We start from the raw sequence: 21,322 nt of genomic DNA, 5'->3' as shown, positions 1-21,322 counted from the left end.
ATAATATTTAATATGAAAAAAAGACAAATACTACAAACTTTTGGTTTTTTGATTCTACTTATTTTTAATGGAGGAATATCGATTCCTTTATTAAAAGCTCAACTTTCTCTTATTCCTAGTCCTAGTGGTTATAATTCTGATAATAGAGGTTACAGAGATTCTCCAATTGTATATAATAATGTTTTATATATGAGGTATTTAGGAGATGATGGAAATTATGATTTAGGCAAATATGACGGCACAACTCTTTCTATTATTCCTAGCCCTAGTGGTTATGATGCTAGTAACTATGGACATAATAAAGAACCGATTATCTATAATGGAAATCTTTATATGCGTTACCGTGATAACGGTAATAATGACGACTTAATGAAATATAATGGAACAACTCTTACTCCTGTTCCGAGTCCTAGTGGTTATGATGGAGCTACACATGGATACAGAGGAGAAGCCATTGTTTTTGATAATAAACTTTATCTAAGATATAGAACCAATGCAGGAGAATTTATTTTGGTAAGCTATGACGGAACTACATTAACACCTATTCCCAATCCTGTTGGTTACGAATATTCTAGTCAGCCTATTGTATATGATAATGCACTTTATTTAAAATATGTAAACACAACAACATCTGCTTATCATTTATTCAAGTATGATGGAACTACTTTTTCACATATAACTAACCCAAGTGGTTATGAAAATGTAGGATATGCAGGTAATCCTATTGTATTCAATGGAAAATTATATGGACAATATATAGCTAACACAGGTAATAATGTCCTTATGGAGTGCAATATAACTACTCTTACTCCTATTTTTCCTAGTGTACAATCTAATTATACTAATTCGGCAAGAGGATACAGGGCTGAAGGAATTATCTATAATAGTAATTTGTATATAAAATATAGAAATAATGCTGGAGCATACGAACTATATAAATTTAATGGAACTAATCTTACTTTAATATCCAATCCTTCAGGTTATGAAAATTCAGCAAGAGGGTATGAAGGAGAAAGTTTTGTTTATGCAGGAAAATTACATGTGAGTTATAGACATAATACGAGTTATTATACTTTATTTACTTATAATGGAACAACTTTAACAGAAGTGCCTAATCCTGTTGGTTATACAAGTAGTGCAACTGGTTATAATTCATCCTTAAACTTAAATCAGCACGGAATTGAATACAATGGAAAAGCCTACATGTATTATACTACCTCTACTTTTGCAGGAGTATTATTTAGCTATGATGGAACTACACTAACTGAAATTTCTAACCCATCAAATTATACGAATGAAGGAGTTGATGATGTCAGTCCTTTTATTTTATTTAACGATAGGCTCTATTTAAGTTATGAACACGATGATGGGAGTTATGATTTAGGAGCTTTTTTCTCTGCTAGTGTTGCTACACTTTCTACCATAACTCAATCAAACGTAACATCCACCACAGCCGATTTAGGAGGAAATGTAACCAATGATGGAGGTGCAACAGTAACAGAAAATGGCATTGTTTGGGGAACATCATCAACTCCTACAACATCAGATAATAAAGTACAAATAGGAACTGGAACAGGAATTTTCAATCAAACTATAACAGGATTACCTTCTGCTACTACTGTTTTTGTTCGTGCTTATGCAATCAATAGTGAAGGAACTTCTTATGGAAATCAGATTAGTTTTACTACATTATCAGCAGGACAATGTACTATATCTAATACCAGTTCAACTGTTACACAAGCTAATGGCTCTGATATTGGACAAAGTTTTACGACGTGCCAAGATGGAAAATTAGATAAAATAAGATTTTTGGCAGGAAATTCTATGACAGGAGTTACACTCAATATCAAATCTGGAAATGGAACTGGAGGAGCAACATTAGGCACATTATCAGGATTAGGTTTTACAGCTTCTGGTACAGCTACAGATTTTAAAGAAGTCGATGTAAGTAGTCTGAACATTTTAGTAACTAACTCTAGTAACTATACATTTTATTTTACTTCTGCATCTCTTCTTGTAGAAAATTCAGGTGCTAGTACATATAATGGAGGAACTTTTTATTTTAATGGAAGTCCAAATGCTAATTTTGATTTAGTTTTTGAAGTAGATATTATAACTCCTACAAATACAGCACCTACAGTAACAACAGCCACTCAATCAAACGTAACAGCTACCACAGCCGATTTAGGAGGAAACGTAACTTCTGATGGAGGTGCAACTGTAACAGAAAGAGGAATAGTTTGGGGAACAAGTACAACACCTACTACTTCAAATAATAAAGTACAAATAGGAACTGGAACAGGAGTTTTCAATCAAACTATAACAGGATTGCCTTCTGCTACTACTATTTTCGTTCGTTCGTATGCTATCAATAGTGAAGGAACTGCTTATGGAAATGAGATTAGTTTTACGACACTCAATAGTGCTACTGAAATAATTACGACAGTAGCAGGAGATGGAACAAATAACACTACAGGAAATGGTACTGGTGCTACAAGTTCAGTAGCAATTGATGAGACTGGAAATATTTATGTAACTACTTCTGGCTTTGGGCACAGTGTTCGCAAAATTACTCCTGCTGGTATACACTCTACTTTTGCAGGAACAGGAACTAATTCTTCTACTGGTGATGGTGGATTAGCTATAAATGCCACACTAAATTCTCCTACTGATTTGTACATTAGTAATGGAGCTTTATATGTTGCAGAAGGAGTGGGCAGGTATATTAGAAAAATAGATTTATCTACAAATATAATTACGACAGTAGCAGGAGATGGAACAAATAACACTACAGGAAATGGTACTGGTGCTACAAGTTCAGTAGCAATTGATGAGGCTGGAAATATTTATGTAACTACTTCTGGCTTTGGACACAGTGTTCGTAAAATTACTTCTGCTGGTGTACACTCTACTTTTGCAGGAACAGGAACTAATTCTTCTACTGGTGATGGTGGATTAGCTATAAATGCTACACTAAATTCTCCTACCGATTTGTACATTAGTAATGGAGCTTTATATGTTGCAGAAGGAGTGGGCAGGTATATTAGAAAAATAGATTTATCTACAAATATAATTACGACAGTAGCAGGAGATGGAACAACTAACACTACAGGAAATGGTACAGGAGCTACCAGTAGTGTAACTGTCGATGCTTTAGGAAATATTTATGTGACTACTTCTGGTTTTGGACATAGTGTTCGTAAAATTACTCCTACAGGTATATACTCTACTTTTGCAGGAACAGGAACTAATTCTTCTACTGGTGATGGTGGATTAGCTATAAATGCTACACTAAATTCTCCTACCGATTTGTACGTTAATAATGGAGCTTTATATGTTGCAGAAGGAGTGGGCAGGTATATTAGAAAGGTAACTACATTACCTACTATTAATACAGCTAATGCTTTAAATATAACAACAAATACTGCTGATTTAGGTGGAATAATAAATAGTGGAGATGCTACTTTATCTATTTCAGAAAGAGGAATTGTTTGGGCAATTACTCCAAATCCTACTACTTCAAATAATAAAGCACAAATAGGTACAGGAGTAGGAAGTTTTTCACAAACAATAAGTAGCTTACCTTCTAACACTATAATTTATTCAAAAGCCTATACTATTAATGAGGGTCTTACAGTTTATGGAAATGAGATTAGTTTTACTACGCTTTCTGCCTGTTCTGCTCCCACAGCTCAAGTAACCAATCTATTAGCAGGAAATAACCCAACAGTTAGTACATTAGATGTTGTAAGTTATGATGCGCCAGCAGGAGGAGCAACAGGTTATGTCATTAAAATAAATAGTACGAATGGTTTTACAGCTCCTACTAATTCAGCAACTCTTCCAACAGCAGATTTGAGTTGGAATGATGCAGGAGAACAGGTAATTTATGCAGGTACTTCCACGAATCCAAATATTGTAGTTACAGGATTAGATCCTAGTACACAGTATTTCTTTAGAGTCTATTCCTATAATGATTGTGCAGGAACAAATACATTTGAAACTATAGGTACTGGAGAAGCAGGAACTACCCTTACACTTCCATTACTTGCTGCCACTATTACAAGCATAAGTTGTTCAGGAGGAAGTACAGGAGCAATTGATTTAGATGTTTCTGAGTTTAGTGGTAGCCAAACGTATGCTTGGTCAGATGGTGGAGTTACTACTCAAAACCGTACTGGACTTTCAGCAGGGGAGTATGAAGTTACTATTACTGATGGAGGAACAGATTATACAGCTACTTATGAAGTAGGCTATGATTTAACGTGGACAGATTTGACGGAGTTTACAGTTGTTAATAAAAGACTTACTAAATCTACAGCTACAACTGGCTGGACAAGCAAAGCCTTTTCTGAAGAAAAAATAATTGCTAATGGAGGAATTGCCTTTACAGCAGAAGAAAAAGATGCTTATAACTATATGATCGGACTCTCTTACTACAAAGGAGCTGTCGGATATGCTAGTATTCGTTATGCTATTTATCTTACAAATGCTGGAAGTATCGTGGTTTATGAAAATGGTGTTGTATATGGTGTTGGAGGTACTTTTGGTACCTATCAAAATGGCGATATTTTCAGAATAGAGCGTACAGGAACAACCCTTGTATATTCTAAAAATGGCACTCCATTTAGAACAGTTGGGGGCGTTGCAGCAGGTGATTTAATTGCTGATGCCACTATGTACACACCCAATGGACGTGTTCCTCAAGTTCAGTTTACAAGTTGTCCTATTGCTTTAGAAATTACCTCATTTACTTCTAATACTTGTCCTACCGATGGAGCTGGTGCTGCAACAGCAACTCTACTTGGTGAAGCACTTGCTACTACTTATGCTTGGTCTAGTGGAGAAAATACAGCAAGTATTTCAAATAAAAACACAGGCATTTATTCAGTAACAACAACAGGTGTGTATGGAACTCGTACAAAACACGTAGCTATCGGATATGAAGTAGATTTTGAGAACCAAGCAAACGTAAGTAGTGCAGGTAATGTTCTTACAAAAACAAATGCTACAGGCTGGACAAGTGGAGCAAACTCTGCTTCGACACAACAATTAGCTGCTACTGCCAATGGTTGGGTAAGTAATACTATCACCAGCAATACAAGTTCTTATATGATAGGTTTAGCAAAACCAAATACAGCTGCCTCTTATACTTCTATTGATTATGCGTGGTACTTTGTAGGAAACTCTAATGCTGTTCCAAGCTATAATAAAAATCCTGGTACAGCAGTAGCCTACCAAAAAGGAGATGTATTTACAGTAGCAAGAGAAGGAAGTCAAATGAAATTCTATAAAAATGGAACTGTAGTACACCAATATACTATTAATGCTACTGAAACATTAGTCGCTGATGTAGCTATTAATTCAGGCAGTACAGGAGAAGTACAAGTTTCATTTTGTGGAGCAACAGGTGGAAGTCAAACTTATACAGCAGCCGTTACAGGAATCGACTGTGGAACTGGAGGAACTGCTGGTACTATTGATATTACAGCAACAGGTGCAACTTATGTATGGTCAAACGGAGCTAATACAGCAAATATTACTGGACTTAGTGCAGGAACTTACCAATTAGAATTGACCAAAGATGGAATCACCTATAACGCTTCTTATCTCATTGGCGCACCTCTAACGTGGACAAACCTAACAAATCTAGCCCTAAATGCAAATGGACAATTAGATCATACAAGCACAACAGGATGGAACACTAATGCAAACTCTACTCAGAAAGTAATCGGAAATGGTGGAATTGTATTCAATGTAGATAATGCAACTACTTCTTCTTTGATTGGACTGTCCAAAAAAGAGAATGGAAATGCATTTAATTCTATAGAATATGCGATCTACACTACTTCTAGTGGAAAAGTATATGTAGTTGAAAAAGGAGTTAATAAATGGGATTTTGGAAGCTATCAAACAGGAGATGGATTCAAAATTGAACGAGTAGGTACAGAAATACGATATAGTAAAAATGGCTCTGTATTTTATACTAGCACAAGCGTAACAACACAAGATTTAGTCGTAGATGCTGGTTTATACACAGTAAATACAACACTTCCTAAAGTTTTATTTATCAATTGTGCTTTAGACCTAAGTATTTCAGCTCCTTTATTGGATTGTGGAGTTTCTACTGGCTCAGCTACTGCTACAGTGACAGGAGGAACGTTTGCTACTACCTATATATGGAAAAATGATGCCAATACCACTCTAAGTACAACAAATACACTGAGCAACCAACCTGCTGGATATTATACAGTTACAGCAAGTGGAGCATTTAGTAGTATTACAAAAAATGTAGTACTGAGTTACCCTGTTGATTTTGTAGTGGAAGCAGATGTAACAACAAGTGGGGCAACAGTAAACAAAACCACAGGCACTACTGCTTGGGATGCAGGAGTACATACAACCAATACCTTGGCTGCAAATCAAGACGGATTTGTAGAAAATACAGTAGCTGAAAACATATCCTATATGTTTGGATTAACGACTCAGAATACAACTCCTTATTTCAGTTCTATTAAATACAGATGGTATGTACTTGCAAATGGAAAGGCAATTGCAGGATATACGCCTTCTTCTGGGGTAATTATTGACTATCAAGTAGGAGATAAATTACGTGTAGAGAGAGTAGCCAGTGTAATAAAATATTTCCATAACAATGTAGAAATAACACAACAAAGTATAGATGCAAGTGAAGAATTGATTGCTGATATAGCTATTTATACACCAAATGGAAATGCAGGGAGTTACAAAGTATCATTCTGTCCTAATCCTGCTACTAGAATTGCAACAAAAGTACAAGCAACTACTCAAGTAGAAGTGGAAGAAAATACATTTAGTGTTTATCCAAATCCGAGTACAGGAATAGTGAATGTACGTTTTGGAACTGCTTTAGTAGCAGATACACAAGTAACTGTTTTTGATGGAATTGGTAGAAAAGTAAGCTCTCAAACCTTTCAAAAAGGAAAAAATGAGTTGAAGATAAATCTTACCAATCAACCGAAAGGAATGTATCTCATTCACTTCAATCAAAATGGTGCTACCTACTCAAAATCAATTATTATTCAATAGATGGTTTGTTTTAAATATAAAGTAATTATACAAAACCTTTGCTCTTTGAGTGAAGGTTTTTTGTTTTTCTTGTGTCGTCCTAACACAGCGTGACCCAACCAATTTGATTATAGAAAGCCTACCTTGCCTCTTGAATTTAGAAAAATTCCACTAAAAAAGTTATCTATGAGATAGAGTTGGTTTTTTGTGTATCCTCAAGGTAGTGCGAAAAGCTAAGCAGAAGATTTTAAAAAAGTGTCTTCCCTACCATTTGAATATGGAAAGGACGCTTTTCTAGGTTTGCTACTCAATCTCCAAATCATTTACAAGAAAAAAAACAAATCCTATAAGCCTACTTACTTACAGATGGAAAAACTAACCTCAAAGATTAATAAGACTAACTTTACTTGGATTAAAGGGGAAGAATAGATTTTGTTATAAATTAGAAATAAATCAAATATAGAGTTAGCTATTACTCATAAAGCAAGAAAAAACAAAATTCTATTTAATTAAAAAATAAAGTATCTTGTTCATTAAAATACTGGATATGGGAAATATTGTTGTTAGTGGGGATGCCAACAACCACAAAAAAATGCTTTTATACTAAAATAATTACCATTTTTTGTGAAGACACCTACAATTTTACCACTCATGTCTACTACTGTACTTGTACATATTTTTAAATCACTTATTTCATAAATAACTCTACTTAACTATCAAGCATCAATGACTTTTTGGTTAAAAATATTTCTAGTTTTCCTGTTTTATTTATCTTTTTCTTATTCTAGTTTTTCTCAAAATTATGTCCTTAATTACCAACACCTCCAAACAAAAGATGGTCTAGCAAATGCCTTTGTAAATTGCGCTCTGCAAGATAAAGAGGGTTTTATGTGGTTGGGAACAAATGATGGATTATGTAGATATGATGGCAAAAATTTTCTAACTTTTCGTAATAACGAAGAAGATAGTATTTTTTTGGGTTCGAATGAAATTCAAGCTATTGTTCAGTTAAATGAGCGTTTTCTTTTGCTGGGTACAACAGCAGGACTTAGTAAGATAGATTTATATACTCAAAAAATTTCTACAATTGTTTTTTTTAATCAGAAAAATATTCTATCTATTTTGATTGATTCTGAAAAAACAATATGGATTATTGCTAACGAGCAACTATTTTTCAAGAAAGTAAATCATCACAAGTGGCAAAATTATTCAGATGAATTCCCAAGTTTTTCCCCAAAAAAAATAACAGGTATTTATGAACGTATTTTAAAAAATAAAAATCAAGAAGAAGAAAAATATCTACTTATTACTGAGGAATTAATTGATAAAAATATCACATTAACAAAAATTTCATACAAAAAAAAGACAAATCAAGAGTGGAAAGATATAGCATTATTCCCCTTTTATAGCGACTATTTTGGTAAAAAAAATGAGTTATGGTTTTCGTATAATTTATATACTAAAAATTATAGTCACTTATATAAAGTCTATGATACAACAGTATTCAAAATAAATATTTTGCCTAATTTTTTTAATACTTGTGACAAACTAGGACTTCCCTTTTCTTCTCAAATTCAAGAAGATGATAATTTGTATAGTTACAACTCACAAGGTATTTTGATAATTGATAAAAGTCAAAAAAAAATCTCAAACTATATTGATTTTACAAATTCTTCTCTCAACACAAGCAAATATTCCATTGTATTTATCTACAAAGACAGAACCGATAATTTATGGATTTGCACCTATGGGGCTGGTATTGCAGTTGTTCCTCTGTATACCCTTTTTAGTTTGAGAGAGTATAAATTAGGAGAAAGTGTACGCACTATTTTTCAAGAACCCACTACTAAAAATATGTGGATTGGAACATATAATGAAGAAAATAATATAGATATTTTCTTGGGAGATTCAATCAAAAAAACGTGGGCTTATAACTCATATCCAAATTTATTGAAACAACAAATCTATACAAAATATACTTTTCCACCTCCTCTATGGTTTGCAACAAATCAAGGAATTATAAAAATCAATCTAACCACATTTCAAAATTCCACTGAGTACAACACTAAAGAAAATTGTACGGCTCTTTTACCACTCAATGACTCTATAGTTTGGTTTGCGGAAGGAAATATACTTCAAAAATATAATCCCATTACAAAACAAATACTTTCTTCTACAAAATATGGAAAAGTAACTTGTTTGTATTATACAAAACAAAATGAAATTTGGGTAGGAACTCAAAATAATGGCATTGCTTTACTTAAAAATACACACAACAAACCCATTTTTTATAATCCAAACTCAAAATCTAAAAATACAACTTGCTATGTTTTATCTATTCATCAAGATAAAAAAGGAATAATTTGGTTAGGCACTAAAGATGGATTTTATCGTTTTGATACTCTAGCTAAAATTTTCAAAAAATATACTATTAGTGATGGATTGCCTAATGAGGTTATTTATGCTGTTTTGGAAGATGAGCAAAATAATCTTTGGCTAAGTACAAATTATGGCATTTCAAAATTTAATAAAAAAACAGAAATATTTGAAAATTATGATGAGTCAGATGGATTACAAAACAATGAATTTAATACGAAAGCCTATTTCAAAAATGAAGAAGGAGAACTTTTTTTTGGTGGAATAAATGGACTCAATGCTTTTTTTCCTAATCAAATGAAACGAAATAATTTTATACCTCCTTTATATTTTACTAAAATCACTAAGCAAGATTCTATAATTAAATTTGATAAACCATTACATCAAATAAAAAAATTAGAATTACCGATTGAAGAAGCTCAAATTTTGAGTTTTGATTTTGTAACTCTCAATTATTACCGTCCAGAAAAAAATCAATATGCCTACAAAATAGATGAACTTCAAGACGATTGGGTAAGTTTAGGAAATGAAGGTAAACTGACTCTTACAGGACTTGCACACGGAAAATATACTCTCCGAATAAAAGCTGCTAATAATCATGGCATCTGGAATAACAAAGGAATTACTCTAAAACTAATTCTTGTTGCACCTTTTTATCTTCAACCTTGGTTTTTATTTAGTTTACTTATCTTATTTTTAGTGTTGGTTTATCTTATCTATAAATGGAGATTATATCAAATCGGATTAGGCAAAAAACTTTTAGAAGAACAAATCCAAAAAGCTACTCAAGCATTAGCCAACAAAAATATTCTTTTTGAGAAGCAAAATAAAGCCTTAGAAAAGGCAAACTTCACTCAAAATCAGCTTTTTGCTATTATTGCCCACGATTTACGGAGTCCTTTAATAGCTTTTCAAGATATTTCCAAACAAATAGATTATTTTTTAAAAAAGAATAATTCTGAAGGGTTGCACCAATTAGGGGAATACATTGATAATTCAGTTCAAAATCTGAATACATTACTTAATAATTTATTGAATTGGGCTTTAACTCAACAACATCAAATAAAACACAGCCCACAAATTATTGATTTACAAGATATTACAAAAGAAACAGTCAGTATTTATCATAATCTTGCTCAAAGTCTGCACATAGAAATTGATGTACAAATCAATACAGATTTATTTATCTATGTAGATAAAAATTCGTTTCAGACCATTATCAGAAATCTTATATCTAATGCTTTAAAATTTACACCCAAAGAAGGTAAAATCAGCATTTTGGCATATCAAGAAGAAAATCAAAATGAAATTATCTTGCAACTAACAGATACAGGAATTGGAATGAGTAATGATGCTCAAAAAGAAATATTTGAGCTTAATTTGGCTCATACTAGAAAAGGATTACGAGGAGAAAAAAGTACAGGTTTAGGACTGGTTTTGTGTTATGAGTTTGCCAAAATGAACGGTATTACTATTGATATAAAAAGCAAAAAAAATGAAGGAACTACTTTTACTCTTGGTATTCCAACCATTTCTCCGACGGAGTAAAAACCATTCATTCATCAAAAACAACCATTTAATTTAAAAAATCTACCTTTTAGAATTATTTCCCTCAATGCTTGATTTGTAATTTTTATATTTACTTAGGAATGATTGCGACCTGCAAAAGCAGCGAAGCTAATTAAATATTACGGATGTAATACATTGAATATCAATAATTTATTACTTAAAAATAAGTATCTTATTTAATTTTTATTACCTAAAAACCTCTGCCGTTGTCGGTGTCCCATCGATGACATAAAATACACAACATATATGAGAATTATTGCAGTAGAAGATGAGCCTATTTTTGCCAACACTATTAAAAGAATTGTTGAAGATGATTTGGGTTATGAATTGGTCGGAATAACAGATAATTCAGAAGAAATGCTTCGTTTTTTTGTGAGTATGAAACCTGATTTGGCTCTGATGGATATTCATATCAATGGTTCGATGAATGGAATTGAGGTTGCCAAAAAAATTTCTAATTCAGAGTTTTCTGTGCCTATTATTTTTATTACTTCGTATGAAGATAAAGCTATTTTTGATTCTGCCAAAGAAGCAAATCCTTATGCTTATATCACAAAACCTATTGATGCTGACTTATTGCAACGCACTATTGAATTAGCTATTTCTCGTTATGCAAAGTCCAATCATATTGAAGATGGAAAGCAATGGAAAAGTGATATTTTGATTCGTGACCATTTTTTTATCAAAACAGAAACTAATCAACTACAAAAAGTAGCCATTAAAGATATTTTGGTTGTTGAAATAATAGAAAAAACCTGTCAGATTACTACAAAAGAAAAAACATTTACTGTCAAGATGCCTCTCAAAGAAATTGAAGAGCGTTTGCCAATTACTGATTTTGTACAAATACACAGAAATACCATTGTTAATGCTTATTTTATAGATAATATTGATTTGCAAGACAATGTACTTACCATAGGTAAAAATCATTATGATATTAGCCGAAGGCACAAAGAAAACTTACTTAGTAGGCTCAATATGCTCAAATAGATAAAAATTAACAAAAAGTTAAAAACGCTTAACTCTTAAAATCAACCACTCAACACCAAATTTTAACCACTGAAGTACCTTGTTAAGTTTCACATATAGAGAATGAGTATTTTTGAAGTAAAATTTACTAAAAAAACTTTTACCTCATGAAAAAGCTACTACTTCTACTTAAAAATAGCATTTTACTTTTTATACTACTTGCAATTTCCTATCAAATAAAAGCACAAGATACCACTCCCCCTGTTTTTGCAATGCCTCAAAATGCCTCTTTTGATTGTGTACAAAGTGGACAAACTAGAGTATTGAATTATCAAGTGGCTGCTGGAGATAAGGTTGATGATGCACCTATTATAACAGCTACTAATACTACGGATGGAGCTGCAATTGCTCTAAGGCTTGATGGATCAGGAGTAATTTTTGACATTACACCTACTAATTCAATGGTTATTACTTCTCTTGATGTTTCACCTTATACAAATGGAGTGGCAGCAAACCCTTATTTTGTTGAAGTATATTATAAAAGAGGCACAAGGTCTGGCTTCGAAAACAATGCTGCTGCTTGGACATTGGCAGCTAATACAACTATTTCATTTACTGGAGCTAATCTATCCTATTATAATGTAGAAGTTGGAAATTTAGCTCTTCTAGCAGGGGAAACATATTCTATTTGGGTTAGAGGTTATTCACCTACTGTACCTTCTATACTTGCATCTTCAGTAACAGCAAATGCAAATATAGGAGATGCTAACTTTACTACTTCTAATCATATTCTTGCAAGGGGTCTTTTTAGTGGAACTGTATCTCTTACTCAAGATGCTTTTTTCTTAGGTAAGATAAATTATGTTTTGGCTACTTCTACTATAACACAAATAGCAGGTTTACCTTCTGGGAGTGCCTTTCCTATTGGTGTTACTACCAATACTTTTAGAGCTACTGATGTAGCAGGAAATATAGCTACAAAATCATTTACAGTTACAGTAAATGAAGATACACAAAAGCCAACACTGACAGCAAAACCAAATTATACAAGAAATGCAGATGCAGGAAATTGTACTTTTACAAATACAAATATTCCAAATGGAATAGCAGCAGATAATTGTACAGTTGCTTCTTATTCTTATGTTCTGACAGGTGCAACAACTGGAACAGTTACAACTTTACTAAATCAAGTTTTTAATGTTGGAACTACAACAGTTACTTGGACAGCAACTGATACAAATGGAAATATTTCCAATTCTGATGATTTTACAGTTACTATTTCAGATAATCAAAAACCTATTCTAATAAGAAGACCAAGCTATGGAGTAACTACAAATGTAGGAAATTGTAGTTACATAAACTCAGGGGTATTAGCTTTTCCAAATGGAACAGCTACAGATAATTGTTCTGTTGCTTCGTATTCATATATTTTGACTGGGGTAACAACTGGAACAATTACAACATTAGCAAATCAAGTTTTCAACGTAGGAATTACGACAGTTACTTGGACAGCAACTGATACAAATGGAAATATTTCTCTAAGTGACAGTTTTACAGTTACTGTTTATGATAATCAATTACCAACTCTGACAGCTAAAACAGACTTTACAAGAAATGCAGATGTAGGAAATTGTAATTTTACAAATACAGATATTCCAAACGGAATAGCAACAGATAATTGTTCTGTGGCTTCCTATTCTTACACTTTAACTGGTGCAACAACTGGAACAGTTGCAGATTTAACAAATCAAGTATTCAATGTAGGAATTACGACAATTACTTGGACAGCAACAGATGTAAATGGAAAAATTTCTTTAAGTGATGAATTTACAGTTACTGTAAATGATAATCAATTACCAACACTGACAGCTAAAACAGACTTTACAAGAAATGCAGATGTAGGAAACTGTTCGTTCATAAATACAGATATTCCAAACGGAATAGCAACAGATAATTGTTCTGTGGCTTCCTATTCTTACACTTTAACTGGTGCAACAACTGGAACAGTTGCAGATTTAACAAATCAAGTTTTCAATGTGGGAATTACGACAATTACTTGGACTGCAACAGATGTAAATGGAAATATTTCTCTAAGTGATGATTTTACAGTTACTGTAAATGATAATCAATTACCACTTCTAACAGCACAGACAGACTTTACAAGAAATGCAGATGTAGGAAATTGTAGTTTTGTAAATACCGATATTCCAAACGGAATTGCAACAGATAATTGTTCCGTTGCTTCTTACTCTTATGTTCTGACTGGTGCAACAACTGGAACAGTTACAACTTTAGCAAATCAAGTTTTCAATTTGGGAATTACGACAATTACTTGGACAGCAACAGATATAAATGGAAATATTTCTACAAGTGATGAATTTACAGTTACTGTAAATGATAATCAATTACCACTTCTAACAGCACAGACAGACTTTACAAGAAATGCAGATGTAGGAAATTGTAGTTTTGTAAATACCGATATTCCAAACGGAATTGCAACAGATAATTGTTCTGTTACTTCCTATTCTTACACTTTAACTGGTGCAACAACTGGAACAGTTGCAGATTTAACAAATCAAGTTTTCAATGTGGGAACTACAACAGTTACTTGGACTGCAAATGATGCAAATGGTAATGTTTCTTTGAGTGATGATTTTACAGTTACTGTAAATGATAATCAATTACCACTTCTAACAGCACAGACAGACTTTACAAGAAATGCAGATATAGGAAATTGTAGTTTTGTAAATCCAGCAGGAATAGGAAATATTCCAAATGGAAGTGCTACTGATAACTGTTCTGTTGCTTCCTATTCTTATGTTCTGACTGGCGCAACAACTGGAACAGTTACAACTCTAGTAAATCAAGTATTCAACGTAGGAACTACAACAGTTACTTGGACTGCAACTGATGCAAATGGTAATGTTTCTTTGAGTGATGATTTTACAGTTACAGTTTCTGATAATCAACTACCAATTCTAACAGCAAAGTCAAATTACACAAGAAATGCAAATAATGGAGTTTGTAATTTTACTAATACAGACATCCCCAACGGAGTAGCTTCTGATAATTGTTCCGTTGCTTCTTATTCTTATGTTCTGACTGGTGCAACAACTGGAACAGTTACAACTTTAGCAAATCAAGTTTTCAATGTGGGAACAACAACTGTAACTTGGACAGCAACAGATACAAATGGAAATATTTCCAACTCTGATAATTTTACTGTAACAGTAAATGATATTCAATTACCAATTCTGACAGCACAAGCAAATTTCACAAGAAATGCAGATGTAGGAAATTGTAATTTCACAAATCTAATAGGTGCAACCAATATTCCAAATGGAAGTGCAGCAGATAATTGTTCTGTTGCTTCCTATTCTTATGTTCTGACTGGTGCAACAACTGGAACAGTTTCAGATTTAATAAATCAAGTTTTCAACGTAGGAATTACAACAATTACTTGGACTGCAAATGATATAAATGGAAATACTTCTGCAAATGATGATTTTACTGTTACCGTTTCTGATACGCAAAACCCAGTCATTACTTGTCCGACAAATATAATTGTCAATAATGACCCTAATGTTTGTGGCGCAGTGGTAAATTTTGCCTTGCCTATTGTTTCTGATAACTGTGGAATTGCTTCACTCAATCAAACAGCAGGAATTGCTTCTGGAGATTTATATCCTGTTGGAACAACTACAAATACATTTATTGTAACTGATAATAGTGGAAATACAGCCACTTGTTCCTTTGATGTTACAGTCAATCAGCGTTATGAACTTCTATATTCATCAGCAAGTTTTTCTGAAATTTATCCAACCACTTCAGGCGTTTTGGGAAATACAATTTCTATAAAAAGTTATGCCTGTGATATTTTTACAGGAACAAACGGAGAAGATTTTGTAACCACTGGAAAAGTAAATGTTTCAAATATTCCTGCTGGACTGACAGCTTCAATTATTAAAATTTCTGATACAGAATTAGCTTTCAAACTCAATGGTTCGGCTATAAATAATGCAGTTATCGATGAAATTGAAAACTTAACAGTAATTTTCAATGATGCTGCTTTTGTGGGTGTTACGGCTGCAAATGTAATCACTTCTACCAAAACAGATTTAGTGATTCGTTTCTTAGATTTCATTCCTTTGAATCTTCGTGCAAATTCAGTTTCTACTTCTCAAATAAATCTGACATGGGAAACAAATGCTATCCATAGAGCTTATAGATTATATAGAAATGAACATTTTATAAGAGAGTTTTCGACTACAACAACAAGTTTTGAAGATCAAAATCTGAATGCAGATACCTATTACAGTTACAAATTAGTAGGGATTGTAAGTCAAAACATAGAAACTGACCCTTCTGCTGATAATGAATGGACGTTCCCAGAAAACCCTATTTTGATTTCAGTTTCTACTATCTGTGGAAATGGAAATGCAACTCTAAAAGTAAGAGGTTCAGGAGCTATATTCAGGGTGTACAACCAAGAGACAAATGGAGATTTACTTCTAGAAAGTTACAACACAGACTTTGAATTACCTTCTGTTTCTCAAAATACCACGTTCTATGTTTCTGTTATCGGAATTGGAGGAAAAGAAAGTGCAAGAACAGCTATAAATGTAGAAGTTCAGCCAATTTTTGAAGCCAAAATACTTGGAGAAAATAGTCAAATAAGCTGTGAAAATACGACTGAACTAACAGCTCAAGAAGTAGAAAATGCAACTTATACATGGTATTTGAATGGAAATAATTTGGGATTAACTGACCAAACAATTACAGCAAACCATTTTGGCGATTATCAAGTTCGCATTTCAAAGGGAGCTTGTAGTTTTATATCTGAAAAAGTAAGAGTCAGATTAAATCAAAATCCAGTTGCAAAAATCCAACAGCAAAATGGCATAAAATTCTGTCAAAATGGAACTATTAATGCCGTTGAAACAGGACAAAATTTGGTTTACAGATGGCTTTTAAATAATATGGTCATTGGAAATAATCAAAGTCAAGAAGTTACTCAGTCTGGAATTTATACACTTCAAGTGACTACCGAAAATAATTGTCAAGCAAGCACAAGTATTGAGGTTGTGGTAACAGATAGTCCTCAAACTCCTGTTTTAGAAACCACTCAAAACACAATTTGTCCCAACTTTGAAACTACAATTTCTATTCAAAATGTAGAGAATGGAGTAAATTATCACTGGTTTAGAAGTGGAAAACTATTGACTCAAACAGGAAATTCAATTTCTACCTCTATACAAGGAAAATATCAAGTAGAAGCAATCTCTCATCAGAATAATAGGTGTAGTGTAGTTTCAAATGAGATAGAAATCAATCACTTTACAACTTCTCCTATTTACTTGAGGCTCAGTGAAGATCAAAAATCTCTTTTCTTAGAAGATGTAAATACTTCTCAAGCTGAAATTGCAAATGTAGAATGGTATTTTAATGGCGAATTGAAAGCTAATTTAGGAACAGAGTTTGAAATTATTCCAACAGAAAAAGGATATTATTCTGCCAAAATAATAAATCAAAATGGCTGTATAATTCAGACTAGAACAGCGTATTTTTCTACTCAAGATATTATTACAGGAGAAGAAAATTCAAAAACTGATGTGTTCAAAATCTATCCTAATCCAAGTACAGGAATATTTACTATTCACTTTGGAACTGTTCTCTTAGAAAACATTGAAATTACTATTCTTGATGGAATCGGTAGAAAAATATATACCACCACTTTTGAAAAAGGCAATCAAGATTTCAAAATAAATCTTGAAAAAATGCCTAGTGGAATGTATATGATTCATTTCAATAAAAATAACTCAACTCAATCAAAACAACTTATTATCGAATAGAAAAAAATAATCAAAAAAATCAATGGATTAAAGTAACATATAGAAAAAGCCATTCTTCATTGAGGAATGGTTTTTTTGTGCAAAAAAGTGCATAAAAAAACGCCAAATTCTAAAATAAAAATGGCGTTTTGTTATTTTTAATTATCTAGGCACATCTAATTTCTGTATCATTTCTTTTACCAAATCTTCGCCTGTCAGTCCTTCCATTTCTCGCTCTGGTGTTATCATAATACGATGTCCCAAAACTGGATAAGATACTTCTTGAATATCTTCTGGTGTTACAAACATACGACCACGCAAAACTGCCATCGCCTTCGAAGCACGCATAATAGCAAGTGAGGCACGAGGCGAAGCTCCCAAATAAAGCGAACCATGATTTCTAGTTTGGTAGGTAATTTCGGCAATATAATCTAAGAGTTCGTCTTTAATATGAACTTCTTCTACAATCTTGCGACACGCCAAAATATCTTCACCTTTCAAAACAGGATTTACAATCGAAATATCATTTTGAAGTTGATTTTTAAAACGATAAAGAATTTGTTTTTCTTCGCTAAGTGTTGGATAATCTAAGCTAATACGAAACAAGAAACGGTCTAATTGTGCCTCAGGCAGACGATATGTTCCCTCTTGTTCGATAGGGTTTTGAGTAGCAATTACAAAAAATGGAAGTTTCATTTTGTGTGTTGTTCCATCAATTGTTACTTGGCGTTCTTCCATTACCTCAAAAAGTGCTGCTTGAGTTTTGGCTGGCGCACGATTTATCTCATCAATCAAAACGATTTGAGAAAAAATAGGACCTGGTGTAAAATTAAACTCTGCCTCTTGAAGACTATAGATAGTTGTACCCAAAATATCAGTTGGCATCATATCAGGCGTAAACTGAATTCTTGAAAAATCAATTGACAAGGTACGAGCTAATAATTTGGCTGTAATTGTTTTGGCAACCCCTGGAACACCTTCTAAAAGTACATGTCCGTCAGCAAACAAACTTACTAAAAGCAAATCTATCATTTCATCTTGACCAATGATTATTTTATGAATTTCAGATTTTACTCTTGAAACAGATTGATAAATAAAATCTAGTTGAGCATTGGAAGAAGATGTAAAAGTAGATTCTTGATGCGAATTTTCATTCTGATTTATCTCTCCTGACTGAAAATCATTTTGATATTGATTTTCGGATGAATTATCTGACATATTATCTGAATAATCTTGCATAAATAAAGTTAGAAGTTAGATTTTTTAAACTAAGAATTGACTACTCTGAATTTCAGTTGGTAATTAATTTTTATTTACAATGTGTATAAAATTCTTGAATTTGAGTATGTATTTTTCGTAAAAGCCATTCAGATACCTCGTGCTGTCCGTTTACTTTCTGAATATCAGCCAAAAGCAAATCTATCAGTTCTCTATTTATATCTGAACGCTCAGAGAGTTTTTTTCTAAAATCTTCATCTATATGTTGTGTATTCATATGATATTTGGTACGAATAAAATCAAAGAAAAGACGGATTTTGAGTTGTGAAAGTCGTTTATGGTCTTTTTGTAAATAATAAAGTTGCCCTACTGTTTTTGTAAACTCTAATGATGTATTTTGTTCTTTTCTTAAAATTGGAATGATACGTTGCATTCTTTTTCCTCTAAAAATAACAAATAAAAGCGCACTAATTAATAAAGTATAATATCCCCAAGCCAATGAAGGTTGTGAAAGGATATAACTTAATGGGCTAGGACTTCTACCTTGCTTCTTATATTCGCCTTTTATTTGTTTGTAATAATGTGAACGTTCGTCCCACAAAATATCCCCTTCTGAAAGATAAGATAAAGCTCTTTCAGCATATTTTTTTCCGTTTTCCTGAATAAGATAATAGTTGGTAAAAAGAACTGGGTTTTTATGAAAATAGAAATATCCTTTTCCATATTTGACACGAATGAAATTAGTATGATTACTAAATTCGTCTGTCATATAATTTTCTTCACTCTCTTCTATATCTGAGTCTGTATATTGGTCATTATAATTTTCATCCTCATAATTTTCATTATACTCTTCATACTCTTCGTTTTGGTAATTATCGTTGTTTTTATTTCGATAAGTATCTGCCTTATTCATTTTAGTCTTTTTATGAAGAAAGCCTAATGCTTTATTTGTTTTCTTTTTCTCTAAAAGATAATCATTGAAATAATTCCACGAATGAGCTACTGATTCATTTCTTTTTGAGTGATTAAATACAAAGTCTTTTTCTTCTAAAAGAGCTGAGTTTGTAAAGTTTGTAGCAACCAATGAATCATATACATATTGATATACTTGATTGTCTAATTCTAATAGTGTAAATAAAGTATCAGGAAAGGTATTAGCAGCAAAAAAAGCAGTATTTCCACCCTCTACAAAATTCAGTAAAGAATCTATCTCCTCATCTAATAAGTAAGGAAAATCACCTAAAAAAACATAAGATATTGGTTCTTTTGCATTTTTGATTTCTTCTTCTGCAAGTTTTTCAGTCAATAGGTCATCTACAACAACAAATTCTTTTTCTGTCTTATAATTCTTCAACAAATTAAAAACCATATAATTATTATAGGGTTCTTTGCTTTTTGTTATGTAAGTTTCACTCCAATCTACATGTTGATTTTGCAGATAAGCAAAAAGCCAAAAACCAATCGGAATTAGTGCCAAAACACCTAAAGTGATAAGAATATTTGTAAAAGTTCTTTTTTCCATGAATCTATTTCTTTTGATTTTCTGACTTGATTTTTATGTAGAAGTCTACTAAAACTATCTTTTTTTCTAAAATTTTATTTTATTTCGTATTTCATTCTCTTTTTTAATTTGAAAACTAAATTTACTAAAAATAACGTAATTAATTCGATATTGACTTACCTTTATAAAAATCTTTACCATTTTTTGCTATAAAATCGTATTTTTTATTTCTAGTGAATTATCTTACTCATAACTTTACATAAAAATGAAGACACTTTATTTACACGGTTTAGACAGCTTTTTGTCTGATGAAAAGCGAGTTATTTTAGAAAAATATACAAATAACCTTATTGCTCCTTCGATAGATTATCGTCAAGACCCTTATACGATTCAGACTTTATTAGAGCGTTATCAGAATCAAAAAATAGAGCTTGTCATTGGTAGCAGTATGGGAGGTTTAACGGCTTATTATCTATCTTGGTTTTGGCAAATTCCGTGTTTGGCATTCAATCCTGCCCTGCCTTACAGAAGCACTATTCAAGAATTGCCTGCTTTGCCCATTACCATAAATAAAATAAAAAACCTTCGTAAAGAATATTTACGTGTAATTTTGGGAAGACACGACGATATAATAAATCCTTTTGACACTTTGCCTATTTTGATGAATGATATGAATGAAGACGAACCTTTATCTATTCACCTTCGCAATGATTTAGCTCACCAAATTCCATTTGATATTTTTGATGATGAATTGAATTTCTTTTTTGAAAAAATAAAAAATTAGGATAGAAAAACTATTAGATTTACAAAC

Annotated in this window: 7 protein-coding genes; 5 read left to right on the top strand and 2 right to left on the bottom strand. The window is 32.3% G+C overall.

Annotation, left to right across the window (positions count from 1 at the left end):
* Positions 1–12: 12 nt before the first annotated feature.
* The 4 genes from V9L05_RS13420 to V9L05_RS13405 all read left to right on the top strand — a co-directional run bounded on the left by V9L05_RS13420 (position 13) and on the right by V9L05_RS13405 (position 17,813).
* Positions 13–7,068, top strand: a complete 7,056-nt coding sequence (locus V9L05_RS13420) for a T9SS type A sorting domain-containing protein (protein ID WP_338812401.1) — start codon at positions 13–15, stop codon at positions 7,066–7,068.
* Positions 7,069–7,773: 705 nt separating this feature from the next.
* Positions 7,774–10,971 carry a two-component regulator propeller domain-containing protein gene (locus tag V9L05_RS13415; protein WP_338812400.1) on the top strand — a complete coding sequence of 1,066 codons (3,198 nt, stop codon included), beginning with the start codon at positions 7,774–7,776 and terminating at the stop codon, positions 10,969–10,971.
* A 267-nt stretch (positions 10,972–11,238) separates the two neighbouring features.
* Complete coding sequence (locus V9L05_RS13410) at positions 11,239–11,982, top strand: response regulator (protein WP_338812398.1); 744 nt, start codon at positions 11,239–11,241, stop codon at positions 11,980–11,982.
* Between the two features lie 146 nt (positions 11,983–12,128).
* A complete protein-coding gene (locus tag V9L05_RS13405) occupies positions 12,129–17,813 on the top strand; it encodes an HYR domain-containing protein (protein ID WP_338812396.1) in 5,685 nt (1,894 codons plus the stop codon).
* A gap of 141 nt (positions 17,814–17,954) precedes the next feature.
* On the opposite strand, the gene V9L05_RS13400 is transcribed toward V9L05_RS13405, so the two are convergent.
* On the bottom strand, positions 17,955–19,031 hold the full coding sequence (locus V9L05_RS13400; RefSeq protein ID WP_338812395.1) for a MoxR family ATPase: 1,077 nt from the start codon (positions 19,029–19,031) through the stop codon (positions 17,955–17,957).
* Positions 19,032–19,101: 70 nt separating this feature from the next.
* Entirely contained in the window at positions 19,102–20,532 is a 1,431-nt protein-coding gene (locus tag V9L05_RS13395) for a DUF4350 domain-containing protein (protein ID WP_338812393.1), read from the bottom strand.
* 244 nt (positions 20,533–20,776) lie between these two features.
* On the opposite strand from V9L05_RS13395, the gene V9L05_RS13390 reads away from it, so the two are divergent.
* Positions 20,777–21,295, top strand: a complete 519-nt coding sequence (locus V9L05_RS13390; protein ID WP_338792747.1) for a YqiA/YcfP family alpha/beta fold hydrolase — start codon at positions 20,777–20,779, stop codon at positions 21,293–21,295.
* Positions 21,296–21,322: the final 27 nt, after the last annotated feature.

The sequence above is a fragment of the Bernardetia sp. Wsw4-3y2 genome (assembly GCF_037126295.1).
Taxonomy (GTDB): Bacteria; Bacteroidota; Bacteroidia; order Cytophagales; family Bernardetiaceae; genus Bernardetia.
Note: the sequence above shows the minus strand (reverse complement) of the source record. Positions and strands in the feature narration are given on the sequence as shown.

Coding starts and splice junctions, on each gene's coding strand:
- V9L05_RS13420 (WP_338812401.1), top strand. CDS start 13: ATGAAAAAAAGACAAATACTACAAACTTTTGGTTTTTTGATTCTACTT.
- V9L05_RS13415 (WP_338812400.1), top strand. CDS start 7,774: ATGACTTTTTGGTTAAAAATATTTCTAGTTTTCCTGTTTTATTTATCT.
- V9L05_RS13410 (WP_338812398.1), top strand. CDS start 11,239: ATGAGAATTATTGCAGTAGAAGATGAGCCTATTTTTGCCAACACTATT.
- V9L05_RS13405 (WP_338812396.1), top strand. CDS start 12,129: ATGAAAAAGCTACTACTTCTACTTAAAAATAGCATTTTACTTTTTATA.
- V9L05_RS13400 (WP_338812395.1), bottom strand. CDS start 19,031: ATGCAAGATTATTCAGATAATATGTCAGATAATTCATCCGAAAATCAA.
- V9L05_RS13395 (WP_338812393.1), bottom strand. CDS start 20,532: ATGGAAAAAAGAACTTTTACAAATATTCTTATCACTTTAGGTGTTTTG.
- V9L05_RS13390 (WP_338792747.1), top strand. CDS start 20,777: ATGAAGACACTTTATTTACACGGTTTAGACAGCTTTTTGTCTGATGAA.